The sequence below is a fragment of the Enterobacter sp. FB genome (assembly GCF_000805795.1).
GTDB classification, from domain to species: domain Bacteria; phylum Pseudomonadota; class Gammaproteobacteria; order Enterobacterales; family Enterobacteriaceae; genus Enterobacter; species Enterobacter roggenkampii.
The window spans coordinates 83,395-110,154 of record NZ_JSZC01000002.1; the positions used below are offsets into that span (position 1 = coordinate 83,395).

Here is a 26,760-nt window from a genome sequence, read left to right on the forward strand (position 1 = left end):
GATCGCTTTAGCGGTCTTTCAGGAGCTTCCGGTTTAATTCCCCGCGCGGTTAGACATTCAGGTGATTCTGTCTACGTTTTTGCCCTGCCTCCGCCAGAATGACCACCACGCATGGGGTTTACCCTGAAGTGCTGCTTTTTCCTGAAGCAATTCAGCACTCACTGCCCCCTGAAGCAGTGAAACGGAGTCTCTCGCGGCATTACGGCAGGAATCAATAAGATCACTGGGCTTACTGAGCAAAATAAATTGCGATACTTTTGCCTGAGTATCAAACGCATAAACTCGTAACTCTGACGAAGAGGTAAGACTCACAATATTATGCAACCGCATATAATCGGTGTAATCCTCGCTACCCGGTTCACATGATTCATAAAGATATTTCTGCATTAGCGTTTGCGATGAAGAAAGGAAATCGATATAGCGGTCTGTTTTTTTATCTATATCCCGCAGTCGTTGAGCTAATGCTTCTTTCCTTATTTCATGACGATGTGTTAATTTCAGTGTAACCCAGCCGCCAATAATGGTGATTAACGCGCCCAGCCCGATTTTAACGGCACTGTCAGCCACATCCACCCACTCAACCGCCATCTGCTATCCCTTTTATTTCTGTGATGATCATGGCTATCAGTATAAATCCCCGGCGGATTGGACAGACAGCACTTTATGTCCAGTTAAATCAATACCTCGTCCTGGCACCTTTAAAGATGCACCAGTAATGTACAAAAAATGCTTTTCGCCCTAGACGTTCCGGCGCTATCGGAAAAAGTGTCCAGAAAATATTTCTGGTGAACGTATTTATTTTTGTTGACCCACATCGCAAACCGTGAGTCTGTTCAGAGCTTGTATCTGAGCAGGCGAAGGGTTGGACAAGCCCGGCGGGCGCGTCAGCCTGTCACATTGGGGTATACCTGAATGCATGCACTTAAATGTTCCCTTTCAGCATGGCCACCGCCTCAGCGCCGTCCATCGCAAACTGCACCCGGTGCCTTGCGGCCACGTCCAGCGCAAACACCCTGGTGTACACTTCCGTCGAGCTCACCGACTTGTGGCCCATCAGGCTCTGCAGCACCTTCAGCGGAATACCGGCATACAGCATGTGCATGGCGTAGGAGTGACGGAACGTGTGCGGCGTCACCGGCACGGAGAAGGTCACCCCGTCAGCGGCCGCGGCGGTGATGGCCTCATTCAGCCAGGTCCGTACCGTTCGGTCGGTGACCTCCCAGATGCGCGCCTTCTCCGTTCTGCCGGTGCGTTTATTACGGCGCTCCAGCGGAATTTTCAGTGTGGCCACCATCATCTCCAGCTGGCTGACATACTGGTGATCGGAGAGTGGAACCAGACGGTGAGCCTGACTGCCAGTCGGGGCCCGTCCTGCCGTTCTGGCCGCTTTTTCCGCACGTTGTTTGAGCGTGGCCAGCTGGACGAATGGCCAGGGCGACGCCAGCGAAAAATCGCCCCGGGTCAGGGCCAGCGCCTCGTTGATCCGTGCGCCGGTGTTCCACAGTGTCGCCAGCAGCATTTTGCGGTGCAGATCGGGAACGTAGTGGAGCAGGGCGCTCACCTCCGGCGCCAGCAGGTACTTCGGCAGCTCATCATGTACCAGGGCCATTTGGCGCAGCGCCAGCGCCGCCGGGTAGTCGATGGCCACCGGAAACTGCGTGGCAGAAACCATGACGCCCTGCCCGGGAACAGACGGCATCATCGTGTGTCTCCCGGTACTGACGCGTTCATGGCGGGTGCGCAATGCATGGATGGCGCACCGGGGTTATCCCTGCCCGGCAGGATCTCATAAGCCGGAAGTGCTGTGATGCGGTATGTACCGTAATCGGTGTAAGTCACTGGTTCGGCCTCCATGACTTCCCGTAATCCGCTTTCAAGATGGCGGGCTTTTGGCACCATGATTTTAAGAGTGCGCATATCAACCTCCATCTTCTGGCGCTCGTTTTCAAGGGTTGTGGTCAGAAGGTACTTTTCCGTATGGAATGGTTCGTCTTTTCCGTCATCTCTCTGTTCATACGTCACATCCAGAACCATCATGTCGCCGGTATTACTGACCACATATCCGCTGAGTCTCTCATCAATGGTCACCGGTTCTTTTTTGCCGTTAACAGGAATGACCGTCCTGCTCTGACAGACAATGGTCATTCCTGGTTTCTGAGTGGCGTTGAGCGCCCGCATTTCACTGAGGGTTGCTGCTCCGGGCCGGCCCTGGATCATACCGATCAGAAGCATTACCAGCAGGCCGCGTATTACTATCGTGTTCATTAACTGTTCCCTGATCAGACCGTTCGTAGCGCTGAGTACATACTGAGAAATCCCGCCCTTAGCTATCGTTGTTCAGTTGCAGCAGCTTTGGCGATCGCATCAACCGCTTCTCTGACTGAAAAGGACAATCCATCCGTATCTTTCGGTGAAAAATGTACCCAGTAGCACAAATACGTACCGTAGTTCTGGTCGGTATGACGAGTTTCATAATTTACGCTGAATGCGTAAATCTCCCGGTTGCCCAGTGGATAGTCTGTGATTTCGCAGTAACGCAGATAAAGGTCGCGCAATTCATCAAACAACTCTCCCTCTTTCAGCGGGCTCACTGCTTTGACTGCTTCACGCTGATCCATGAAATAGTCCACAGCGGCTTTTTTGGATTTAAATTCCTTCTGACCAATCTTCACCGGTATTGAACGTGCCATCCTAAACTCCTTTCTGGTTTGCTGATAAATAGTCACTCAGAGTAATCACACTTAGTGACATCATTGATTGCCACCTGATTAACTTTCCCTGCCACAATCATCACCCACCAGATAATACGCAGACATATAAATCCGTAACTAAATTACCGGATGGCGGTTTTCTGGTGATCCGATTTCTGGCGTATTCCAGATTTTCCGGAAGTGTAACACGGTCAGAGAATAAGCAAAGCGCCATTTTATGGTGGTGAGCGGGCGGTCACGGGGAAGGGGAGGGACACAACATATAGCGTCATTTACAGCTGAAAACACCGCTACATCTTGTGTTTCCTGGCAGCTGCGCGCCGGTGTGTCTGAAGAAGATCCGGGACTCAGGGTTTTCGGATCTTCAAGACGAAGGAAAGATACTGCTGCATATTAAGCAATAATGTAATGAGATTATTGTTATTAAGGTATTAATAACCAAAGCGCACAAAAACATTATTTTTGTTGCCAGTTCTGCATTAATACACCAAAACAAATTCCGCGATCTATCCCGTCCTGTCATGTCAGGTTTAGCGCGCAGGAGTGGTTAAGATAAATCTGATCGGGATGACATAACCCGAATGCAAAGTGGGCTACGATGGAAAGACTGGGCAAACTCAGGGACAACAAGGAGAAAAAAATGGCTCAACTCAGGATCCGGGGCGTCAGAAGCTACGCGCCTGACAGGGATATCTGCTTTGATCTCAGCAGTAAGGTGACACTCATCTATGGCCAGAACGGCTCAGGAAAATCCACGGTATCAGGCTATTTCTATGACCGGCAGGCGGATAAATACCGGCACTGCACCTTTGAGAGCCCGCACGTCAGCCACTTTCAGGTCTTTAATCAGGAATACATTGACAGTAAGTTCACCCGTTCTGACTATCAGCCCGGGATCTTCACCCTCAGCGAGGCCAATCAGGAAAGCCAGGACAAAATAAACAGTAATAATAAAGAAAGCGCAAAACTGAGTGCCCGGACAGATAAGCTGAATGAGGAGATCGCCGAGAAGGAAGGTATGAAGGAAACGGTCACTGACAGCTGTGCCAAAGATATTTTCAACCGGACAGTCAATGACAGGAAAATCCTCAGCGATTTCCTGGATGGCGCTAAAATTAAACGATCGTTTTACGAACGTATGGTGGCAACACCGCTGTCGGAGGTTAGCACCACGGCTGAGGCGCTGGCGGATAAATGGCGGATGTTAAGTCAGAGCGAAGGAACGCTTGTCGCCGAAATTCATATTCCCCCGACAACTGTTTTAACGGAAGACACCCTGACACTGATGCAGGAACCCGTGATGCCTGCAAGCAGTACGCAATTCTCTGCTCTCATTCAGAAGATCGGTAATGCTGACTGGGTGCGCCAGGGACAGCAGTATATACACGACGATATCTGCCCATTCTGCCAGCAGTCCCTGGATGTCACGGCCTTTTCGCGCGAACTCATTCAGATGTTTGATGAGTCATACCAGACGTCTCTCGGGGCGCTGAGCCAGGCCGCAGAACGACTTGCTCAGGACTGTGATGCCCTGGCCGAATTAGAACGCCGTGTTACGACCCATGCTTTCGTTGATGAGGACAGTCAGATTTTAAGCCTGGTGAAAACGGTCAATAAAGGCTTCCGGATCCTGTTACAGCAGCTCCTTACTAAAATTAAAGAGCCTTCCCGGCAGGTACAACCCGAGAACGTTCAGGATCCCCTGGTGCAGCTCCGGAAGGAAGTGGACGTTTTAAATATCCGGGTACGGGAAAACAACCGTCTTGCTGAAAACTTCAGTCAGGAAAAACAGAACCTGTATACGGAAGTTATGGCGCACCTCAGGGGAATTTGTGAGGAGTTCTTTGCCGGGCGTGACCGGCAGCTTGGCGAACTGCAGAACGAAATCGACACCAGATTGCGTGAAGTCGGCGCCCTGGCTGCCAGTAAGAAAACACTGGATGATGAGACGAACAGGCTGACCGGACAGCTCTCCGACATCCAGCCAACCATTAACAGTATCAATGCGAATCTCAGGCTGCTGGGGATCACCGGCTTTGAAATCATCTGCCATGATGCAGAGATGAAACTGTACCGTCTTCGCCGGGGAAGCGAGCCAGAAAAGGCGGAAGTCTTCAAATCCCTCAGTGAGGGTGAGAAAACAATGGTTGCTTTTCTCTATTTCATCGAATCGTGTTCGGGCAGTCTTACCCCGGAAACCATCCATCCGGAAAATAAACTCATTGTGATTGATGACCCGATTTCCAGCCTGTCACATAACTATATCTATGAAGTTGCAGCACTCATTAAGCGGAAGATAATTAAGGCCGCTGCAGCGAGACATGTGGTGATACTGACGCATAATATGTTTTTCTTCCAGGAGATGCTGCTGAACAGCGGCCGCCTGCAGGATGGCAGGAAAGCGCCAGCAAACTGGTCGCTGTTTCGCATCATCAAGTCGGATTACAGTTCCTGCGAAACGCTTTCCATGCACGAAATGCTCAATGAATATCAGGCGTTATGGCAGACACTGAAAGACGTCAGGGATGCGAAAACCCAGCCCGTGGTGCTGTTCAATACGATGAGGAATATTCTGGAGTATTATTTCAGCTTTTCCTGCAAGAATGAAAAGCTTAAAGAAGCCCTGGAGTCTCTGGCAACGGAACACAGCGATGCCGGAGAATATGATTCATTTTACCGGGCCATCAACCGCCACTCGCATTCGGACGGTAGAAATCTTTTCTCAACCGGCGTCATCGATAAGGAACGCTATCTGAACATGTTCAGGAAAGTGTTTATTCACACTGATGACCATGAACACTATCTTGCCATGATGGGTGAATCCGAAGAACGGCCGGAAACAGAGGCGTAAACAAAGAGTATCGTCACCTGCGGGTACCGTTCACTTAACGCGTCGGGAGCGAGCGCATGTGATTACGCACATGCTCTACGCGCCCGAAACGAAAACGTGTATACCGTACAACGGGTACAATTTTCGGTTTCATGGCGGGTTTCCTTTTACAGTCCGGCTACTGCCGGAAGTCCCTGTAACCATTTACAGGCGGTAAAAAGCGCAGAGGGGAACACCCGAGGTGACGACAGCTGATTATAAGCCCCGTTCCGGTTTGACGTAAATCATTTCCACATTTGAAAAAGGGAAAATCAGGGCTCCCATTCTGTCCGGGAGCTAACTGCGATGTGCATCCAGCTTTGAATAACCAAACCTAATGAAAGTCACTGCTCATGCTGTTAACGGCCGTCCCGCATTCAAGTTCCCTCCAGGCAGCCGAGCGTGATATTTCCGACTTTGCCTATTTTTCAGATCTCGGGAGAGGAAGAGAGGAATTATTGCAGCATGGACACAAAAAACGAGTAATTGTTGCGATGAGAGGATTATTGCTCCATGAGCAAATATAAATGACTTTATGCGCCATGAGGTTAAATATATTGTTCCTGCCGTCCGGCTGAACCCCGGGGCAGGGGATCAGCCGGGAAGGAAAGCGTCACGGTTCTGCTTTCCGGGAGAGGGTCTTTCGTTTTTTCTTCAGGTACATCACTTCGTCACATTTGCCGATCATTTCCGCCAGCGTCGCGTACTGGTCTGCGTTATTGATCAGTTCGCCAAAGGAATAATTGATGTTGTAGGGCTTACCCGAGGTGTCATTGTAATGACCCAAACTGGCACTCAGCGCTTGCAGAAAAGAACTCGTGTTCCCGTTTCGCCGGATCAGGGCGGCAAACTCATCCCCGCCGAGGCGGCCTGCTATTTCGCCCGGTTCGAGGTGCTGATGTAAAAAGCCGGCAAAAACCTTCAGCACCTCGTCTCCCTCTGCGTGTCCCCAGAGATCGTTCACCGGTTTGAACCTGTCCAGATCGAAATAGATGAGGCTGAACGACGCATCCTGCCGGTTCATCGCGCGGAAGAGTTTTTCGCCGGCGCGGTAAAACCCGCGCCGGTTGGGAATGCCCGTCAGGCTGTCCGTCATGGCCATGCTGATGGCCTCGAATTCGTCTTCCACGATACAGGCCAGATCCCGGAGGGACGCAATGTCATCATCCGTGAAGGCGCGGGGAACGGTGTGGATCAGGCACAGCGTGCCGGCCACCGTGCCGTCGGGCAGGTTCACCGGCTGGCCGGCGTAGAACCGGATGTGGGGCTCACCGGTGACCAGGGGATTGTCACGGAACCGCTCATCAGCAGCTGCGTCGTGAACAATGAAGGGCCCCTCCTGCAGAATGGCATGCCCGCAGAACGAGATGTTACGCGGGGTTTCGCGCACGCCGACGCCCTGGCAGGCGAGGAGCCACTGGCGCTCGCGATCCAGCAGGCTTATCAGGGCCACCGGGACCTGAAAGGCTTTGCGGGCCAGCCGCGTCAGGCGTTCAAAACGCTCATCGTCACGGGTATCAAGAAGGCCGGTAATATACAGGGACTTCAGCCTCTGTTCTTCATTCTCCGGTATACCGGGTGCCTGCATGTAATCTCCTGGTATGTACAAAGTATATATGCAGATGAAAAGGTGTTTGGATCTGACTGAGTGTAATTATAGTTCACGACTTATCTGCCAGCGGCTGAACTTCAGGTACAGGAATTCACGTTTATCACTCGTACTAGACTCTCCGGAGGACCAGGGGAATGACCGGGTCTGTTACGGTGAGGGAATCTGTAAACCTCAGGATTTTTGCCGGGAAAGTACGTACAACTGCTATCTTGATTAGTAAATGTTAAAATTTGTAGGTATCCACCCGTTAAACAAAATGATTAATATTTAAAAATACTCGTTGAACACCCGTGCCGTAATAATGAAGTACATTAAAAACGTTATCCGGTCATGTGAAGCTGAGACCGTCTCTTCGTCATGTAAAATGCCGTACTTTCTTTGTCGTGAAGAATGACCGGGTTAAGTCCATAAGGTTGAGAGGAAGTCTGCTGATGTGATACGCTCAAGGCGAGATTTATCTCAGTGAGAACTCACGGCAACAAAAAGTTTTTGGACAACAAAACACAAAGTTGTTTTGGACTGTAGGAGTCCAAGAGACAATGACATTACATACAACGCCGTGTAACGGATTTTACATTATTACAAAGCCTGTGTTACAAGAGAGTTATGGACATGATTGAAAAAATATGTGAAGTAATTGATGGTGAATACGTCTGTGATATAGATATTAGCGTTGAAGAATGGAAGATTTTATTAAGGGATAAAAAAGTTTTTGATGACAAAAGTATTGCAGCGTTAAAAAAATGGTTCATTGAGCCAGACCATTCCTGTACATGTTTCGATATCGGCAAGAAGTACGACCTGCACAGTATGAGTGCTAATGGTGTAATCAATGGGTTGGGTGGAAGAGTTCAGAAGCAGCTTGGCCGATTCGAGGTTAAAGGAGTCGGAAAGATTGCTTCCGGGACAAAATTCATTACAGTCATGAAAAGTAGAGAAATTAAAGGAAACCCAAAGCGAAATTTATGGACTATCCGTGAAGAACTTGTTCAGGCAATAAAAGAACTAGATTTTTTTAGTACGAACGAAAGCTCAAGCATTGATTTTTACTCAGATAATGATTTGATCACTGCTCTAGAAGAAAGTAATCACTTTGACGTTACTCAGACATTTGAGTATAGCGAAAAAGCGAAACCTAAGAAAGCTGCAATAGAAGTCAAAAATGGACTCTCATACCCAAGAAGTAAATCTGTTTCAAAAAATGCGCTTAACAAAGCTGATTATAAATGTGAAATTAATTGCGACCATCCAACGTTCAGAAGGCGAAACTCTCCTCTAAATTACACAGAACCTCATCACATTGTCCCGATGTCAAAGCAAGACTATTTTGAGAATTCACTGGATGTGGAAGAGAATATCATATCACTATGTTGCAACTGCCATAAACAAATTCATCTTGGCAAGGGGTTTGAAGATATGTTGAGGAAAATATATGCCGAGCGGAAAGATGTATTAAAAAAAGCGGGAATCGAGATATTATTAGAGGATTTGATTCTTTTTTACAAGATGGAAGGTAATTAATCTTCGAGAAGATGCATGCTTATTTTTATTTTTTTAGCAATGAATGTGAAATACTGCCTGACTATCAATCCTGTCATGTGGTTCAGATTTATGGGGGAGGATTTTAATATTTTACCAGCATGGCATGTCGATCAATCGGTTAAGTATAGCGCCAGGTAACCAGACGGATTTTCCCTCTCAGGCGGGAGTCGTTATCCATCGTCCAGTACCTGATTAAAAGTAGGAGTAATTACAAGAAAATTAAATTGTATGACTATTATTTCCGTTCAGAAAAGAAAGTTACATTAAAAACCCGAAATTATTAGGGTTATTAATTAGTTAAGTGCTATATATTTTCGTGTCCGGGGGTACCCTAAGAGGGTGCGCAAGACAACACTCCAGTGTTCATTATTTATGACTGTCAAGCCATTTATTCATCTGCTCAATTTCACCTTTTTGAGCTTTAATGATGTCCTGCGCAAGCTTTCTCATTTCGGGATCTTTTCCGTATTTGAGCTCGGTCTCAGCCATTGCGATTGCCCCTTCATGGTGTGCGATCATACCTTTTGCAAAGGCCTTATCGGGATTGGATTCATTAACGGCGGCCATCATTTTTTCATGCATATTTTTCATGCCAGCCATATATTCCTGTGATGATGCCGATGAGTGCATATCTGACATTTTCATTTCCGAATGTTCAGCAGAAATGGCTGGCAGGGATAACATTAATATTACAAAAAGGGTGTTTTTGATTTTCATATAATAATTCCTTTCAGACAGGTACCGGTTAAGTGTAGCTGAGTCAGACAAAAAAGCCCCCTGACGGGGGGCAAAAATGTAGCAACGTTGTTTCAGGAAAATCTATCAGGGAAAAGGTAACAGCACGGATACTACCGTCGCATTCAGCCTGCATTGATCATGCGGCGGTGCGCTTCGGCCATGGCCTGATGTGGGCCGGATTGCCCGTTATTCATGAATTCATGGGCAACCGCTGCTCTTTCATGCTCATTCATCGCCGCGTAAGACGTTGACGGGACGGTCGTGGATACCGTGTTATTTCCCATCATCTTCTGATGACTTTCCACCATTTTCTGGTGCGCATCCGCCGAGCCGTTCGTCATGGTTTCATGAGCAATAATGGCCTGTTCATGCTGGTCCATACCGGTCATACGAGGAGCAGTCCCCTGGATCCCGACAGGAGCCGCAGCAGACTGCATCTGGTGAGCAGGAGCCTGTGCATTGTTGACGCGATCATGGATATTCACGGTTTCAGTGGCCCAGGCCGATGAAATTAAACCAAAGCCCAGCAAAGATGCTAATACGATATTTTTCATGATAACTCTCCATTTCTGAATTAGTGATGTCCGGGGAAGTACAACCGGTGTTTTCAGTTCCATAACTGAAACAAGTTCGGCAGCGTTTATTTCTCCGGAAGAGGGCTGGATATTCATTTCCTGGCGTACTCTGACGCCGGGTATTGATGAAGCAATCCAGCCTTCCTGATAAGTTGCACTAATTATATCGAATGGCTTCTGTTTGCTGCATGACAGGCTAATGACATCTTTGTCATTTACATCTTTATTTTCAGCATTGGGTTTCCGGGATCATTTTCTCCAGTCTGGGCACGGATAAGATAAAACGCGTGGAGCGTACGTCTGATTCCACCTGCACTCTTCCGTGATGTGCTTCCACGATTGACTTCACAATCGCAAGGCCGATGCCGCTGCCTTCTCCTTTTCGTTGTCTGGATGGATCCACCCGATAAAAACGGTCAAACAGCCTTGATAAATGTTCTTCAGGGATCGGTTTCCCCGGATTTTCAATCACAAGGTCAAAAAAGCTCTCCTGCTCTCTTATTGAGACGGTGATTGCCTGTCCCTCCGGGGTATAACGCAGGGCATTGGATAACAGATTATTGATCGCCCTTCTGAACATTTGTGGATCTCCCTCAACCAGGCAGGGCATCCCGTCAAATTTGAGCGTGATATTGCGTTCTTCGGCCCAGGCTTCGAAAAACTCGAAGACTTTCATGACTTCCGCTCTGAGGTCAAACATGACCCTGTCAGGTATCAGCTGATTATTGTCTGCCTGCGCCAGGAACAGCATGTCGCTGACCATTTTGGTCATCCGGTTATACTCTTCCAGGCTGGAGTAGAGGACATCCTCAAGTTCCTTCTGGGTTCGATCCTGACTCAGCGCGATTTCAGTCTGTGTCACCAGATTGGTGATGGGCGTTCTGATCTCGTGCGCGATATCGGCAGAGAAATTGGCCTGGCGGGTAAAGACATCCTCAATCTTTCCAATCATATGATTGAACGAGATAACCAGTTGCTCCAGCTCAATGGGAACCCGTGTCGGTTCCAGCCGCGCATCAAGATTCTCGGAGGTGATGCTTTTAATGGCATTGCTGACATTACGAAGGGGCAGATGCCCCTGACGGACAGCGATGCGAATGATCAGAACAATCAGCAGGCTTATCACAACAGCGATTGCAATCAGATTTTTTTTCAGCGCATCAAGGTAATGGAGATGGAAATTAATGGAGAGGCCAGTCAGCATGACATAGTTCTGCTGTTTGCCCTGAAATATCGCCTGGCCAGAGGAGGCGATAATCCGGTATGTTTCCATCTTCATTCCGGACCCGGTATCCATCGGTCCCGCAGGATCCTCCACCGTCCAGAGAAAGACATCCCGTGCGCGGCTGTGCTCGCTAAAATCTGCTGAATTCACTGCCGGGCGTAGTGCCGCCCCCTGAGCTGAGCTCAAGAGCACTTCACCCCTGGGATTGAGGAGCAAAAGGGCAACGTTGCGGTAGCTGGCAATTGATTCCTTTATTTTGCTTACTTTTTTTTCATCCGGATCTGCCGGGGACTGGAGTATACGGCTCAGTGTGGTGCTGATTTGTTGCAGATCGCTGACATCCTGCTCGGCAAAATGCTTTTCAACAGAATGCAGCATAAACCAGGTGAAGGCGATAAACGCCAGTATTGTGGACAGGCTGATAAAAAAGGTCAGCCGCAGAGCGAGTGAGAAAGGTCGTCTGGACGGTTTGCTATGCATCCGGGATCTCCAGCATGTAGCCCACGCCCCGCACTGTCTGGATCAGTTTTGTCCCGTAATCGTTGTCTATTTTAGCGCGGAGTCGCTTTACTGCGACATCAATCGCGTTAGTGTCGCTGTCAAAATTCATGTCCCAGACCTGAGAGGCAATCAGGGAGCGGGGAAGAACTTCTCCCTGATGGCGAATGAAGAATTCCAGCAAGCTGAACTCTTTACTGGTGAGCACAATGCGGTTCCCGGCGCGGCTGACTTTTCTGGATACGAGATCAACCGAGAGGTCAGCCACTTTAAGCTGGCTTTCCGTGATCATCGTGTTTCCCCGCCTGAGGAGGGTTCTTACCCGGGCGAGCAGTTCAGCAAACGCAAAGGGCTTCACCAGATAATCGTCCGCACCCAGCTCAAGTCCTTTGACCCTGTGTTCAATCGTGCCAAGGGCCGTCAGCAGTAATACCGGCATCCCCTTTCCGGCACTGCGCAGCATACGGATGATATCCCAGCCGTTTACATCAGGCAGCATGATATCCAGGATGACTAAATCATACTCGGCTGTCATGGCAAGATGATATCCGTTCAGACCATTATCAGCGTGATCCACGACGAACCCCGCCTCTGTCAGCCCCTTGCTGAGATATTCACCTGTTTTAATTTCGTCTTCAACGATTAATATTTTCATCATGCTCCCCGGCTGGCTGCTAATGTCATTTTATTGCGCCCACGATCGTTATCAACGGATTACAGCAAAAATGACAACATTGTCATTATCCTGTCACCCGGCAAACAGAGAGCGTTCGGTAAAGTATCCCTATCAATACTCTGGACTTCGTTTGAACCATTTACCAGGTCTGCCTGTACGAGAAGCGTTATGTTCAAATTAAAATTACTCAGCATCAGTACCATATTCATCCTGGCTGGTTGTGTTTCTCTGGCACCTGAATATCAGCGTCCGCCAGCTCCGGTTCCCCAGCAGTTTTCATTGTCTAAAAACAGTCTGACGCCTGCGGTAAACCGCTATCAGGATACGGGCTGGCGAAACTTTTTTGTCGATCCCCAGGTCAGCAGGCTGATCGGTGAAGCCCTGAATAATAACCGTGATTTGAGAATGGCTGCCCTGAAGGTTGAAGAGGCCCGGGCCCAGTTCAACGTCACGGATGCAGATCGTTATCCCCAACTGAATGCCTCATCCGGGATCACATACAACGGTAGTCTGAAAGGTGACAAGCCGACCACACAGGAGTACGACGCGGGTCTGGAGCTCAGCTATGAGCTCGATTTTTTTGGCAAACTTAAGAACATGAGTGAGGCTGATCGCCAGAACTACTTTGCCAGCGAAGAAGCCCGTCGTGCCGTACACATCCTGCTGGTCTCCAACGTTTCACAGAGCTATTTCAGCCAGCAACTGGCGTACGAACAACTCCGTATTGCGCGGGAAACGCTGAAAAATTATGAACAGTCCTATGCTTTCGTTGAGCAACAGCTCGTGACCGGGAGTACGAACGTTCTGGCACTTGAACAGGCGAGAGGACAAATCGAAAGTACCCGCGCCGAAATAGCCAAACGAGAAGGCGATCTGGCTCAGGCAAACAATGCCCTGCAACTGGTGCTGGGAACGTACCGCGCACTTCCGTCAGAAAAAGGGATGAAAGGCGGGGAGATCGCACCAGTAAAATTGCCACCAAATCTATCTTCACAAATTTTGCTGCAGCGACCGGATATTATGGAAGCGGAATATCAGCTGAAAGCGGCTGATGCCAATATTGGCGCAGCGCGAGCGGCCTTTTTCCCCTCCATTACACTGACCAGTGGTCTTTCCGCAAGCAGTACGGAGCTGTCAAGCCTGTTTACGTCAGGAAGTGGAATGTGGAATTTTATCCCTAAAATTGAAATTCCTATTTTTAATGCTGGCAGGAATAAAGCCAATCTGAAGCTGGCTGAAATTCGCCAGCAACAATCGGTGGTTAATTACGAACAAAAAATTCAGTCAGCCTTTAAGGATGTTTCCGACACGCTTGCGCTGCGCGACAGCCTTAGCCAGCAACTTGAGTCACAGCAGCGTTATCTTGATTCACTTCAGATAACTCTCCAGCGTGCCAGAGGATTATATGCAAGTGGTGCTGTCAGTTACATCGAAGTGCTGGATGCAGAACGTTCCCTCTTCGCTACGCAGCAAACCATTCTCGATCTTACCTATTCCCGACAGGTTAACGAAATTAATCTGTTTACCGCGCTGGGTGGCGGTTGGGTAGAGTAAATTTATTTAATTAATCAGGAAATTAAAAATGCGTAATTCACTTAAAGCCGTTTTATTTGGTGCCTTCTCTGTCATGTTTTCTGCCGGTCTTCATGCTGAAACACATCAGCATGGCGATATGAATGCTGCCAGTGATGCTTCGGTACAGCAGGTTATCAAGGGCACCGGTGTCGTTAAAGACATTGATATGAATAGTAAAAAGATTACCATTTCGCACGAAGCAATCCCTGCTGTGGGCTGGCCTGCAATGACCATGCGCTTCACTTTTGTTAATGCAGACGACGCTATCAATGCCCTGAAAACCGGCAACCATGTCGATTTCTCGTTTATTCAGCAGGGCAATATCTCCTTACTCAAAAGCATTAACGTTACGCAATCCTGATTATCAGTCCGGAGCGAATACATCCAGTGCGCCTGAACATTCATTAAGGGATTACTGTGAATGAATGATCGGGCGCATATGCCAGGTGTTTTGATTTTTCAGCGAGAAATTGTATGGCTTCTTTAAAGATAAAATATGCTGCAATAATTATCAGCAGCCTCATAGCAGGGGGGCTGATATCGGTTACTGCCTGGCAGTATGTAAACTCATCACAAAAAACAGTACAAACCGAACAAAAGGCACCGGAGCGAAAGGTACTTTTCTGGTATGACCCGATGAAACCGGATACCAAATTTGATAAACCCGGAAAATCTCCCTTTATGGATATGGACCTGGTGCCGAAATATGCTGATGAAAGTGGCGATAAAAGCAGTGGCGGGATCCGTATCGATCCAACCCAGGTTCAGAATCTGGGATTAAAAACGCAAAAAGTTACGCGAGGAATGCTGAATTATTCCCAGACAATCCCGGCTAATGTCAGTTACAACGAGTATCAGTTTGTCATTGTGCAGGCGCGTTCTGACGGTTTCGTCGAAAAAGTGTATCCCCTGACGATTGGCGATCATGTGAAGAAAGGCACTCCGCTTATCGATATCACCATTCCTGAATGGGTTGAGGCACAAAGTGAGTTCCTGCTGTTATCCGGTACAGGCGGTACGTCAACCCAGATAAAAGGGGTTCTGGAGCGACTTCGTCTGGCTGGTATGCCGGAAGAGGATATTCAAAGGCTGCGTTCAACCCGCACAATCCAGACCCGTTTTACCATTAAAGCACCTATTGATGGTGTCATTACTGCGTTTGACCTGCGCACCGGAATGAATATTTCGAAAGATAAAGTAGTGGCTCAGATTCAGGGGATGGACCCGGTCTGGATCAGCGCTGCAGTGCCAGAATCTATCGCCTATCTGCTGAAAGATACGTCGCAGTTTGAAATTTCGGTACCGGCTTATCCGGATAAAACATTCCATGTCGAAAAATGGAACATTCTTCCCAGCGTGGATCAGACAACCCGTACGCTTCAGGTCCGTCTCCAGGTTTCTAATAAGGATGAGTTTCTCAAGCCGGGCATGAATGCCTATCTGAAACTGAATACCAAGAGCCAGGAGATGCTGCTGATACCAAGCCAGGCCGTTATCGATACCGGCAAAGAACAGCGCGTGATTACTGTTGATGATGAAGGCAAGTTTGTGCCGAAACAGATCCACGTTCTGCATGAATCACAGCAACAGTCCGGCATTGGCTCCGGCCTGAATGAAGGCGATACCGTGGTGGTCAGTGGCCTGTTCCTCATTGACTCCGAAGCCAATATTACGGGCGCGCTGGAACGTATGCGCCACCCTGAAAAAACAGAAAACAGTATGCCAGCAATGTCTGAGCAGCCTGTAAATATGCATTCAGGGCACTGAGGAGACGACGATGATTGAATGGATTATCCGGCGCTCTGTCGCCAACCGTTTCCTGGTCATGATGGGCGCACTGTTTCTCAGCATCTGGGGCACATGGACGATAATTAACACGCCGGTCGATGCGCTGCCTGACCTGTCAGATGTGCAGGTCATTATTAAAACCAGCTATCCCGGACAGGCCCCGCAGATTGTAGAAAACCAGGTCACCTATCCGCTTACCACCACCATGCTGTCCGTACCTGGCGCAAAAACCGTGCGTGGCTTTTCACAGTTCGGTGATTCGTATGTGTATGTCATTTTTGAAGACGGCACCGATCTGTACTGGGCCCGTTCGCGCGTGCTGGAATACCTGAATCAGGTTCAGGGCAAACTGCCTGCGGGTGTGAGCTCTGAAATCGGCCCGGACGCCACGGGAGTGGGCTGGATATTTGAATATGCCCTTGTCGATCGCAACGGAAAACACGACCTTTCAGAACTGCGCTCTCTGCAGGACTGGTTCCTGAAATTTGAGCTGAAAACCATCCCGAACGTGGCTGAGGTCGCTTCGGTTGGCGGCGTGGTGAAACAGTACCAGATTCAGGTCAATCCGGTAAAACTGTCCCAGTACGGTATCAGCCTGCCCGAAGTGAAACAGGCACTTGAATCGTCTAACCAGGAGGCCGGTGGCTCATCCGTTGAAATGGCCGAAGCGGAGTATATGGTCCGTGCCAGCGGTTATCTTCAGAGCATTGATGATTTTAATAACATCGTCCTGAAAACAGGTGAGAACGGCGTGCCGGTTTATCTGCGGGATGTTGCCCGCGTGCAGACCGGGCCCGAAATGAGGCGTGGTATTGCCGAGCTGAACGGCCAGGGAGAAGTCGCTGGCGGCGTGGTGATCCTGCGGTCGGGTAAAAATGCGCGCGACGTTATCACGGCAGTGAGGGATAAACTGGAGACGCTGAAGGCCAGCCTGCCGGAAGGCGTTGAAATCGTGACCACCTACGATCGCAGCCAGTTAATCGACCGGGCGATTGATAACCTCAGTTCCAAACTTCTGGAAGAGTTTATCGTGGTGGCCATCGTCTGTGCTCTGTTCCTGTGGCACGTACGTTCTGCCCTGGTGGCGATTATCTCTCTGCCGCTTGGCCTGTGTATCGCCTTTATCGTCATGCACTTCCAGGGACTGAACGCCAATATCATGTCGCTGGGAGGGATAGCGATTGCCGTCGGTGCGATGGTGGATGCCGCCATTGTGATGATTGAAAATGCGCACAAACGGCTTGAGGAGTGGGATCATCAGCATCCGGGTGAGCAGATTGACAACGCCACCCGCTGGAAGGTGATTACCGACGCCTCCGTGGAAGTGGGACCCGCGTTGTTCATTAGCCTGCTGATCATCACCCTGTCCTTTATTCCTATCTTTACCCTGGAAGGGCAGGAAGGTCGTCTGTTTGGCCCGCTGGCATTCACGAAAACGTACTCCATGGCGGGAGCGGCCGCACTGGCCATCATCGTCATTCCTATTCTGATGGGATTCTGGATCCGGGGGAAAATTCCTGCCGAGACAAGTAACCCCCTGAACCGGGTGCTGATCAAAGCGTATCATCCTTTGCTGCTGCGGGTCCTCCACTGGCCAAAAACAACCCTGCTGGTTGCGGCCTTGTCCATTTTCACGGTTATCTGGCCACTGAGTCAGGTGGGCGGTGAATTTCTGCCGAAGATTAACGAGGGCGATCTGCTGTATATGCCGTCGACCTTGCCTGGCGTCTCTCCGGCAGAAGCTGCAGCGCTCCTGCAGACAACAGACAAGTTAATCAAAAGCGTTCCTGAAGTGGCTTCTGTATTTGGCAAGACCGGTAAAGCAGAGACCGCAACGGATTCCGCGCCGCTCGAAATGGTGGAAACCACGATCCAGCTCAAACCTGAGGATCAGTGGCGTCCCGGCATGACAATTGACAAGATTATTGATGAACTCGACAGGACAGTCCGTTTACCGGGTCTGGCAAACCTCTGGGTGCCGCCTATCCGTAACCGTATTGATATGCTCTCAACCGGGATCAAAAGCCCGATAGGTATCAAAGTGTCCGGGACTGTTCTGTCCGATATCGACGCGACGGCGCAGAGTATCGAGGCGGTAGCCAAAACCGTGCCTGGCGTGGTGTCTGTCCTGGCTGAGCGACTTGAGGGCGGGCGCTACATCGATATCGATATCAACCGGGAGAAAGCCTCCCGCTACGGGATGACGGTAGGTGATGTCCAGCTGTTCGTCTCTTCAGCAATCGGAGGTGCTATGGTGGGTGAGACGGTTGAAGGGGTGGCCCGGTACCCTATTAACATTCGCTACCCGCAGGATTACCGGAACAGTCCGCAGGCGCTGAAACAGATGCCGATCCTGACCCCGATGAAGCAGCAGATCACGCTGGGCGATGTCGCGGATATTAACGTCGTTTCTGGACCAACCATGCTGAAAACCGAAAATGCCCGGCCAGCCAGCTGGATTTATGTTGATGCCCGCGGCAGGGACATGGTGTCGGTGGTTAACGACATTAAGACGGCCATCAGCGAGAAAGTGAAACTGAGACCGGGAACCAGTGTGGCATTCTCCGGACAGTTTGAACTGCTTGAGCATGCCAACAAGAAACTGAAGCTGATGGTGCCGATGACGGTGATGATCATTTTCATCCTGTTGTATCTGGCATTCCGCCGGGTTGACGAAGCCCTGCTGATCCTGATGAGCCTGCCGTTCGCCCTGGTTGGCGGAATATGGTTCCTGTACTGGCAGGGCTTCCATATGTCAGTGGCGACCGGAACCGGGTTTATCGCCCTGGCCGGGGTGGCAGCAGAGTTTGGCGTGGTCATGCTGATGTATCTGCGTCATGCCATTGAAGCGCACCCGGAATTGTCCCGTAAAGAGACGTTCACACCGGAAGGTCTTGATGAAGCCCTCTATCATGGTGCCGTACTGCGTGTCCGGCCGAAAGCCATGACCGTGGCGGTGATCATTGCGGGTCTGCTGCCAATACTCTGGGGAACCGGCGCAGGTTCAGAAGTCATGAGCCGTATTGCGGCACCCATGATTGGTGGGATGATCACGGCTCCGCTGCTGTCCCTGTTCATTATTCCTGCCGCCTACAAATTAATCTGGCTGCGCAGACATAAAAAAAGCGTGTCCTGAACCTGAAAGGGCACCCCCTGTGGGTGTCCTTCTTTACTGATTCACCCTGACGTCAGGGTTTATATCGATAATATACAGAGGTGAGTATGAAAAAAGTGGTTCTAATGGCGCTGGCTCTCGGCCTTTCACTACCCGCGATGGCGAGTGAAAAAGTGATTGATATGTACAAATCTGAAAACTGTGGCTGTTGTTCCCTGTGGGGCAAAGCGATGGAAAAAGACGGGTTCGAAGTACGAACTCACGTCATGAATGATCAGGCGCTGTCAGCCCTGAAAGAAAAGCATGCTGTTCCTGCAGGACTACGAAGTTGTCATACCGCGGTTGCCGGTAATTTGATCATTGAAGGCCATGTGCCTGCGACAACGATACATAAGGCAATGCAGTCTGGTTCGGGTATATACGGTCTCGCCACCCCCGGTATGCCAGCAGGAAGTCCTGGAATGGAGATGGGAGCCCGAAAAGAGGCTTACGATGTTATCGCATTCTCACCGGATGGAAGTAAAAAAGTCTTCCAGCGAATCGAATAGTCAGCGGAACGGCTGATAACGGGACGCCGGTAGCAGGCACTCCTGTGCCGGCGATATTCGTGGTAATCGCATCCATGACATACCCTGAAGACAGAAGATGCTTCGGTATGCATAAGGAGAGTTACTGTGAAAAATGACAATGCAGTGCAACACAACAACCAGACTGCTTCTGAGCAGACATTATCCCCGGACGAGGGCCACGTATTGCATAAGGTGAGAGATCCCGTGTGCGGGATGGTCATCCTGCCTGACAAGGCGCACAGCAGCATTCGATACCAGGACCATCAGCTTTATTTCTGCTCCGCCAGCTGTGAGAGCAAATTTAAAGCCCATCCCGATCATTATTTTACCGAAGATGCCAGTGAACATTCCCATCACCATCACCACGATCATCACGAAGTCAGCCCTGATCAGATAAAACAGCCTCACAACCAGGCGGAAAAAGAGAATTCTGAAGGTGTGTGGACATGTCCGATGCACCCGGAGATACGCCGCAGTGGTCCCGGAAGCTGTCCTGTCTGTGGAATGGCACTGGAGCCGCTCGTAGCTACGGCATCCACGGGGCCGAGTGATGAACTTCACGACATGACAAGACGCTTCTGGCTGGGGTTGTTGCTGGCGTTTCCGGTTCTGGTACTCGAAATGGGATCTCATCTGTTTCCCGACTTGAGGAATACAGTACCGCCACAGTACAACACATGGCTGCAGTTGCTTCTGGCCTCCCCTGTCGTGTTGTGGTGTGGCTGGCCATTCTTCGCCCGGGCCGGAATGTCGTTACGTAACCGCTCCCTGAATATGTTTACCCTTGTTGCAATGGGGACCGGCGTAGCCTGGGTTTACAGCGTCATTGCAACCGTCTTCCCCTCCTGGTTTCCTGCATCGTTCAGAAACATGGATGGCCTGGTGGCCGTTTATTTTGAAGCCGCAGCAGTTATTACGGTGCTTGTTCTGCTGGGACAGGTTCTTGAGCTGCGGGCACGGGAACAAACCTCAGGCGCCATTACTGCGCTTCTGAACCTTGCCCCCAAAACCGCCAGACGGCTGGATCATGACGGTCATGAAACGGATATTAATGCGGAAGATGTCCTGCCTGGCGATAAGCTCCGCATCAGACCTGGAGAGAGTATTCCGGTCGACGGTATCGTGATCGAAGGCAAAACAACCGTGGATGAATCGATGGTGACCGGGGAGTCTATGCCGGTTACCAAAACGAAGGGTGACCCTGTCATTGGGGGGACGATTAATCAGACAGGTAGTCTTATCATCCGTGCAGAGAAAGTCGGTGATGAAACGATGCTCTCACGAATTGTTCAGATGGTCGCTGATGCACAGCGTTCGCGTGCCCCCATCCAGAGAATGGCAGACAGCGTTTCAGGCTGGTTTGTTCCTCTGGTGATACTTATCGCGGTTGTTGCTTTCTTGATCTGGTCTGTCTGGGGGCCCGAGCCCAGGATGGCGCACGGTCTCATTGCGGCTGTGTCGGTCCTGATTATTGCCTGTCCCTGCGCGCTGGGACTGGCCACGCCGATGTCGATAATGGTGGGGGTGGGCAAAGGCGCCCAGGCCGGGGTGTTAATCAAGAATGCCGAAGCCCTTGAGCGTCTTGAAAAAGTGGACACGCTGGTTGTCGACAAAACAGGCACGCTCACGGAAGGTTCGCCTACGGTGACAGGGATTATCAGTCTCAGTCCGGGTGGGGAAATATCTCTTTTACGTGTAACAGCTGCAGTGGAAAAAGGTTCGCAGCATCCGTTGGGTATGGCTGTTGTCAGAGCCGCGCATGAAAAGGGGATCGTGATACCTGCCGTCAGTAATTTCAATGCCCCGTCGGGGAAAGGTGTCTCAGGCGATGTCGAAGGTCAACGGGTTGTTATTGGTAATGAACTGGCTATGCAGGAAAACAGTATCGTTATTGATAATCAAAAGGCCGTTGCGGATACGTTGCGGATGGAAGGCGCTACCGTTATCTATGTGGCCACAGACGGGAACCTTGCAGGCCTGATAGCTATCTCGGATCCCGTGAAAGCAACCACGCCGGATGCGCTTAAAGCTTTGCGTCAGGCGGGGATCCGCATTGTTATGCTCACCGGGGATAACCAGCTTACTGCTGAAGCAGTCGCACGGAAACTGGGAATAGATGAGGTTGAAGCCGGGATTCTGCCGGATGGCAAAAAAGCAGTGATAACCCGACTGAAAGAGTCTGGCCATGTGGTTGCGATGGCCGGAGACGGTGTGAATGATGCCCCGGCGCTGGCAGCGGCTGACGTGGGTATAGCCATGGGAACGGGTACAGATGTGGCAATAGAAAGTGCTGGCGTTACCCTTCTCAAAGGCGATTTGATGATACTCAACAGGGCCCGTCATCTGTCAGAGATCACCATGAAAAATATCCGGCAGAATCTGTTTTTTGCGTTTATCTACAATGCTCTTGGGGTGCCTGTAGCTGCAGGTCTGCTTTATCCTGTGTATGGAATACTGCTGTCGCCAGTTATTGCGGCGGCGGCCATGGCCCTTTCCTCCGTTAGCGTCATTGCAAATGCGTTGCGTCTGAAAAGTGTCAGGCTCGGGAAATAACACTGAGTGAAGGGGCTGTTACGAACAGAAGGAGTCCGGTATGAAAAGTACAACCTATGCGCTTATTGCTGTCGCCGCGATTGCGGCATTTGCTCTCCTGCGCGAACACTGGTCACATGTGGCAGGCTACTGGCCATATCTGTTACTGCTGCTTTGTCCGCTCATGCATCTTTTCCACGGTCACGGGGGGCATGGAGATCATCAACATCACGGAAGTGAAAACGATAAAAAAAATTAATCCGGCAGACGGGACCGCGTCGCGGTCCCGTTATCAGTCCAGGTATCGTTCGTAGTCTCTGGCATGCGCAAAGGCATGATGTTCGAGTTTGTTATCAGCGGGTGCCGCCGTCCGGAACGCCAGTGAGTTAACAGGATTGTTATTGATGACCAGCTCGTAATGCAGATGAGGACCGGATGAACGTCCGCTGTTACCGGATAACGCAATAGCGTCTCCCCGGGTAACCCTGGCCCCTTTAGTAACGAGTATTTTATTGAGGTGGAGATAGCGAGTTTTAACACCGGCTTTTCCCGTTACTTCAACAAAATATCCCATGGTACTGTTGTATTCGGCCCGGGTGATTTTTCCGTCGATGACGCTGACTATTTTCGTGTTCATGGGCATGGAATAATCAATGCCATTATGGGGACTCACTTTTCCCGATACCGGGTTAAGTCTTGCAGGATTGAAAGGCGAACTGAGTCTTGCTGTGGCCGGTAACGGATAATCGAGACTGCCTTTCCCGGAAGTATCGGAAAGGTTATAGAACTTTTTATCTGATATACGATACGCCGTGTAATTAAATGAACCGGACGTAAATTTATAGGCCACGACACGTGATTTTCCCGCTTTCTTTTGCAGTACGAGTTTTAATGATTCATTTTTTTTCAAATGCCGCAGATTAAACCGGGAAGGCAAGGAGCGCTGAAGAGTAGCGATCTCGTTCGATTCCAGCCCCGAGCGGGTGGCTGAAAGGTAGGCATTTTCTTTTACGACATCGGTAGAATACATTTACTGGAATTCGCCGTTAGCATGAACACTGCGGCGTATGCTAGGGGTTTTCAGGAGGCGTGTCATCTGTCAGTTAATCGGGAGCACCGTTGATGGTCGTCATTTTTGTAACATATCTTGTTTCCCGTTTGCTCCGGAAGCTCTGGGAACTGTATGACCAGCCCGACGGTGATGATTAACGGGACTGAAACAGGTTACGGCAGAGCAATATGGGGCTCATGTCCTGCTACGTAACCCGTCAGTAAAGCCCTGCTGCGCACCTGACGCTAAGCACTAACCCGCCTGCAGTTACCTGGTCGAATACAGCCTGCGAAGCTTTCTTGCCTGCGTCTGATGTGCTTCCGCACCGGCATTATTGACCTGCTCATGCACGAGAGCGGCTTTTTCTCCGGCATTCAGTTCGTTAAAAGAAGAAGACGAGGTCTTTGAATTTGCATCACTGCCGGACAGCATTTTTTTATGTTCCTCAATCATTTTCTGATGCGCATAGGACGCGCTGTTGTTCATAAATGAATGAGCAACAATGGCCCTTTCATGTTCATTCATTTCAGAGAATGAGGGCGTGTTGTTTTTATTAACCCTGTCCGGTAAGTTTTCATGCGTCGAGGAATTCACATGACTGACGGCTGAGGCATTATTAACAAATCGATGTGCTTCATGGGCAATATCACTGGACTGAGCAAAAGCTGCCCCACAAAATAAAGCTGTAAACGCAGTGGTCGTGATTAATATATTCATGTGTAATTACCTTCTGAGGTACATAAAAGATGTCCTTATGATCATATATAAAAATAATCAACCTGTGGGGAAGATGACGTAAATGTAATACAGCTATGTACATTACACGATTGTAATGAATTTGTTTCTTAAGGTGTGCTAGATTCATTTCATTGTAAGTGGATGAACCAGTAATTTAATTTAAATCGGTTCTCGAATTCTGTCAGTAACCATACTTTAAATAAGGGAATGCGCATGCTGTTGAAAACGTCTCGACGAACTTTCCTGAAGGGGTTAACCCTCTCTGGCGTAGCCGGAAGTCTTGGCGTATGGAGTTTCAATGCGCGTTCCAGTCTGAGCCTGCCAGTTGCCGCATCCCTGCAGGGTACTCAGTTTGACCTGACCATTGGTGAAACGGCCGTCAATATCACGGGCAGTGAGCGTCAGGCCAAAACAATCAATGGAGGCCTGCCGGGGCCCGTTCTTCGCTGGAAAGAAGGTGACACCATTACCCTGAAGGTCAAAAACCGTCTTAATGAACAGACGTCCATTCACTGGCACGGCATTATTCTTCCGGCCAATATGGATGGTGTTCCGGGGCTGAGTTTTATGGGCATAGAGCCTGATGATACCTACGTTTACACCTTTAAGGTTAAGCAGAACGGGACTTACTGGTACCACAGCCATTCCGGTCTGCAGGAACAGGAGGGGGTATACGGTGCCATTATCATCGATGCCAGGGAGCCAGAACCGTTTGCTTACGATCGTGAGCATGTGGTCATGTTGTCTGACTGGACCGATGAAAATCCTCACAGCCTGCTGAAAAAATTAAAAAAACAGTCGGATTACTACAATTTCAATAAACCAACCGTTGGCTCTTTTTTCCGCGACGTGAATACCAGGGGGCTGTCAGCCACCATTGCCGATCGGAAAATGTGGGCTGAAATGAAAATGAATCCGACTGACCTCGCGGATGTCAGTGGCTACACCTACACCTATCTCATGAACGGGCAGGCCCCGCTGAAAAACTGGACCGGACTGTTCCGTCCCGGTGAAAAGATACGCTTACGGTTTATCAACGGCTCGGCAATGACCTATTTCGATATCCGTATCCCCGGGCTGAAAATGACGGTCGTGGCTGCAGATGGCCAGTATGTAAACCCGGTTACCGTTGACGAATTCAGGATTGCCGTTGCCGAAACCTATGATGTCATTGTGGAGCCTCAGGGTGAGGCCTATACCATCTTCGCACAATCCATGGACAGGACCGGTTACGCTCGAGGGACACTGGCCACGAGAGAGGGGTTAAGTGCTGCCGTTCCCCCCCTCGATCCCCGTCCTCTGTTGACCATGGAAGATATGGGTATGGGGGGAATGGGACATGATATGGCAGGAATGGACCACAGCCAGATGGGAGGCATGGATAACAGCGGAGAGATGATGTCTATGGACGGTGCTGACCTTCCGGATAGCGGGACATCCTCCGCGCCCATGGATCACAGCAGCATGGCCGGTATGGATCATTCCCGGATGGCCGGAATGCCGGGTATGCAAAGTCATCCTGCGTCAGAAACGGATAACCCACTGGTTGATATGCAGGCGATGAGCGTCTCTCCGAAATTAAATGATCCGGGTATTGGTCTTCGAAATAACGGAAGAAAGGTTCTCACGTACGCGGATTTGAAAAGCCGCTTTGAGGATCCTGACGGACGTGAACCTGGCCGTACCATAGAACTGCATTTAACCGGCCACATGGAAAAGTTTGCCTGGTCATTTAACGGAATCAAGTTTTCAGATGCCGCACCGGTGCTGCTGAAATACGGTGAGCGGCTCAGGATCACGCTGATCAACGATACCATGATGACTCACCCCATTCACCTGCATGGTATGTGGAGCGATCTGGAAGATGAAAACGGTAATTTCATGGTTCGTAAACACACAATAGATGTTCCCCCTGGTACAAAACGCAGTTACAGAGTGACAGCAGATGCGCTTGGCCGCTGGGCGTATCACTGCCATTTGCTCTATCACATGGAAATGGGAATGTTTCGTGAAGTCCGGGTGGAGGAATGATGCGAATGAAGAGAAATTTGAAGGCCATACCTGTTCTGGTCGCCGGTTTGTTTACCTCACAGCTTTCTATTGCGGCGGGCTCCGTCTCTGCAGATCCCCACGCCGGGCACGACATGTCTGCCATGCAGATGCCAGCAGATGAGAATTTCACTGAGATGACGTCAATGGAGCCCATTGTAACTAAGAGCAGAACGCCAATTCCGCCTGTTACCGATGCCGACCGGAAGGCTGCATTCGGCAATTTACAGGGGCATGCGATTCACGACAGTGCGATTAATTATCTGGTTCTGCTGGATCAACTGGAATGGCAACGGTCGGATAACACCAACAATTTCAGCTGGAGTGTTAACAGCTGGATTGGAGGCGACACAGATCGGATTTGGCTAAAGAGTGAAGGTGAACGAAGCAATGGGGAAACGGAGGCGGCTGAAGCGCAGTTACTCTGGGGACATGCGGTTGGCCCATGGTGGGATTTGGTTGCGGGTGTCAGGCAGGATTTCAGACCTGCTTCTGCCCGGACCTGGGCTGCTGTCGGTTTTCAGGGGCTGGCACTCTATAATTTTGAGTCTGAAATTACGGGTTTTGTCAGTAATGGCGGAAAAGCAGCCCTTCGTCTGGGAGGAGAATACGACGTTTTACTGACTAACCGGCTCATACTCCAGCCATCCTATGAGGTGAATTTCTACAGTCAGGATGATGAATCGCGGGGTCGCGGCAGGGGACTGACTGACACAGAGCTGGGGCTCCGGCTGCGCTATGAAATACGCCGTGAGTTTGCACCCTATATAGGCGTTTCCTGGAATCAACTTTACGGGAAAACATCCGATATGGCGAAAAGAGAAGGTGAGAAAGACCATCAGGTAGTATTCCTGGCGGGAGCCAGAATCTGGTTTTAACGCACTGATATAAAACATT

22 protein-coding genes are annotated in these 26,760 nt (G+C 50.0%); 11 read left to right on the plus strand and 11 right to left on the minus strand.

Annotated elements, in window-relative coordinates; all coding sequences use genetic code 11:
* Positions 1-57: 57 nt before the first annotated feature.
* From PI91_RS00530 to PI91_RS00545, 4 genes are all read right to left on the minus strand, one after another.
* A complete protein-coding gene (locus tag PI91_RS00530; protein WP_039265231.1) occupies positions 58-588 on the minus strand; it encodes a hypothetical protein in 531 nt (176 codons plus the stop codon).
* A gap of 334 nt (positions 589-922) precedes the next feature.
* Positions 923-1,702: a site-specific integrase gene (locus PI91_RS00535; protein WP_039265232.1), complete on the minus strand. Its 780-nt coding sequence runs from the start codon at positions 1,700-1,702 to the stop codon at positions 923-925.
* The gene (locus PI91_RS00540) at positions 1,699-2,265 is read right to left on the minus strand and encodes a hypothetical protein (protein ID WP_048213826.1); all 567 of its coding nucleotides are present in this window, start codon (positions 2,263-2,265) and stop codon (positions 1,699-1,701) included. Before PI91_RS00540 ends, PI91_RS00535 begins: the two co-directional genes overlap by 4 nt.
* Positions 2,266-2,327: 62 nt before the next feature.
* Positions 2,328-2,690 carry a hypothetical protein gene (locus PI91_RS00545; RefSeq protein WP_039265233.1) on the minus strand — a complete coding sequence of 121 codons (363 nt, stop codon included), beginning with the start codon at positions 2,688-2,690 and terminating at the stop codon, positions 2,328-2,330.
* 661 nt (positions 2,691-3,351) lie between these two features.
* Here PI91_RS00545 and PI91_RS00550 point away from each other — a divergent pair.
* A complete protein-coding gene (locus PI91_RS00550) occupies positions 3,352-5,562 on the plus strand; it encodes an AAA family ATPase (protein WP_008322826.1) in 2,211 nt (736 codons plus the stop codon).
* Between the two features lie 631 nt (positions 5,563-6,193).
* On the opposite strand, the gene PI91_RS00555 is transcribed toward PI91_RS00550, so the two are convergent.
* A complete protein-coding gene (locus tag PI91_RS00555; RefSeq protein WP_039265234.1) occupies positions 6,194-7,168 on the minus strand; it encodes a diguanylate cyclase in 975 nt (324 codons plus the stop codon).
* Between the two features lie 636 nt (positions 7,169-7,804).
* Between PI91_RS00555 and PI91_RS00560 the strand changes: the two genes are divergently transcribed.
* Positions 7,805-8,713 (plus strand): HNH endonuclease, encoded by a 909-nt coding sequence (locus PI91_RS00560; protein ID WP_001372261.1) that lies wholly within the window; start codon positions 7,805-7,807, stop codon positions 8,711-8,713.
* Between the two features lie 387 nt (positions 8,714-9,100).
* Here the strand turns inward: PI91_RS00560 and PI91_RS00565 are convergent, their stop codons facing one another.
* The 4 genes from PI91_RS00565 to silR all read right to left on the minus strand — a co-directional run bounded on the left by PI91_RS00565 (position 9,101) and on the right by silR (position 12,425).
* Positions 9,101-9,451 (minus strand): DUF305 domain-containing protein, encoded by a 351-nt coding sequence (locus PI91_RS00565; protein WP_000694953.1) that lies wholly within the window; start codon positions 9,449-9,451, stop codon positions 9,101-9,103.
* Between the two features lie 143 nt (positions 9,452-9,594).
* Positions 9,595-10,026 (minus strand): silver-binding protein SilE, encoded by a 432-nt coding sequence (gene silE / locus PI91_RS00570; RefSeq protein ID WP_000790483.1) that lies wholly within the window; start codon positions 10,024-10,026, stop codon positions 9,595-9,597.
* 250 nt (positions 10,027-10,276) lie between these two features.
* Complete coding sequence (gene silS / locus PI91_RS00575; protein ID WP_032638115.1) at positions 10,277-11,752, minus strand: copper/silver sensor histidine kinase SilS; 1,476 nt, start codon at positions 11,750-11,752, stop codon at positions 10,277-10,279.
* Positions 11,745-12,425: a copper/silver response regulator transcription factor SilR gene (gene silR, locus PI91_RS00580; RefSeq protein ID WP_039265235.1), complete on the minus strand. Its 681-nt coding sequence runs from the start codon at positions 12,423-12,425 to the stop codon at positions 11,745-11,747. Before silR ends, silS begins: the two co-directional genes overlap by 8 nt.
* Positions 12,426-12,614: 189 nt before the next feature.
* Between silR and silC the strand changes: the two genes are divergently transcribed.
* The 7 genes from silC to PI91_RS00620 all read left to right on the plus strand — a co-directional run bounded on the left by silC (position 12,615) and on the right by PI91_RS00620 (position 22,284).
* Positions 12,615-14,000, plus strand: a complete 1,386-nt coding sequence (gene silC / locus PI91_RS00590) for a Cu(+)/Ag(+) efflux RND transporter outer membrane channel SilC (protein WP_039265236.1) — start codon at positions 12,615-12,617, stop codon at positions 13,998-14,000.
* Between the two features lie 28 nt (positions 14,001-14,028).
* Positions 14,029-14,382 (plus strand): cation efflux system protein CusF, encoded by a 354-nt coding sequence (gene cusF, locus PI91_RS00595; protein ID WP_001246153.1) that lies wholly within the window; start codon positions 14,029-14,031, stop codon positions 14,380-14,382.
* A gap of 113 nt (positions 14,383-14,495) precedes the next feature.
* Complete coding sequence (silB, locus tag PI91_RS00600; protein WP_001485328.1) at positions 14,496-15,788, plus strand: Cu(+)/Ag(+) efflux RND transporter periplasmic adaptor subunit SilB; 1,293 nt, start codon at positions 14,496-14,498, stop codon at positions 15,786-15,788.
* Between the two features lie 10 nt (positions 15,789-15,798).
* Entirely contained in the window at positions 15,799-18,945 is a 3,147-nt protein-coding gene (gene silA, locus PI91_RS00605) for a Cu(+)/Ag(+) efflux RND transporter permease subunit SilA (RefSeq protein WP_000574021.1), read from the plus strand.
* Positions 18,946-19,031: 86 nt separating this feature from the next.
* Positions 19,032-19,472: a DUF411 domain-containing protein gene (locus tag PI91_RS00610; protein WP_008322815.1), complete on the plus strand. Its 441-nt coding sequence runs from the start codon at positions 19,032-19,034 to the stop codon at positions 19,470-19,472.
* 126 nt (positions 19,473-19,598) lie between these two features.
* Positions 19,599-22,046 carry an Ag(+)-translocating P-type ATPase SilP gene (silP, locus tag PI91_RS00615; protein WP_023327683.1) on the plus strand — a complete coding sequence of 816 codons (2,448 nt, stop codon included), beginning with the start codon at positions 19,599-19,601 and terminating at the stop codon, positions 22,044-22,046.
* A 40-nt stretch (positions 22,047-22,086) separates the two neighbouring features.
* Positions 22,087-22,284, plus strand: a complete 198-nt coding sequence (locus PI91_RS00620; protein WP_004388331.1) for a DUF2933 domain-containing protein — start codon at positions 22,087-22,089, stop codon at positions 22,282-22,284.
* Between the two features lie 33 nt (positions 22,285-22,317).
* On the opposite strand, the gene PI91_RS00625 is transcribed toward PI91_RS00620, so the two are convergent.
* Both PI91_RS00625 and PI91_RS00630 read right to left on the minus strand, forming a co-directional pair.
* Entirely contained in the window at positions 22,318-23,055 is a 738-nt protein-coding gene (locus PI91_RS00625) for a peptidoglycan DD-metalloendopeptidase family protein (RefSeq protein ID WP_039265237.1), read from the minus strand.
* Positions 23,056-23,343: 288 nt separating this feature from the next.
* The gene (locus PI91_RS00630) at positions 23,344-23,793 is read right to left on the minus strand and encodes a hypothetical protein (protein WP_039265238.1); all 450 of its coding nucleotides are present in this window, start codon (positions 23,791-23,793) and stop codon (positions 23,344-23,346) included.
* A gap of 234 nt (positions 23,794-24,027) precedes the next feature.
* Between PI91_RS00630 and pcoA the strand changes: the two genes are divergently transcribed.
* Positions 24,028-25,845: a multicopper oxidase PcoA gene (gene pcoA / locus PI91_RS00635; RefSeq protein ID WP_000925242.1), complete on the plus strand. Its 1,818-nt coding sequence runs from the start codon at positions 24,028-24,030 to the stop codon at positions 25,843-25,845.
* Positions 25,846-25,850: 5 nt separating this feature from the next.
* Positions 25,851-26,741, plus strand: coding sequence for a copper resistance outer membrane transporter PcoB (gene pcoB, locus PI91_RS00640; RefSeq protein WP_198527850.1), 891 nt, complete (start codon positions 25,851-25,853; stop codon positions 26,739-26,741).
* Positions 26,742-26,760 lie beyond the last annotated feature (19 nt).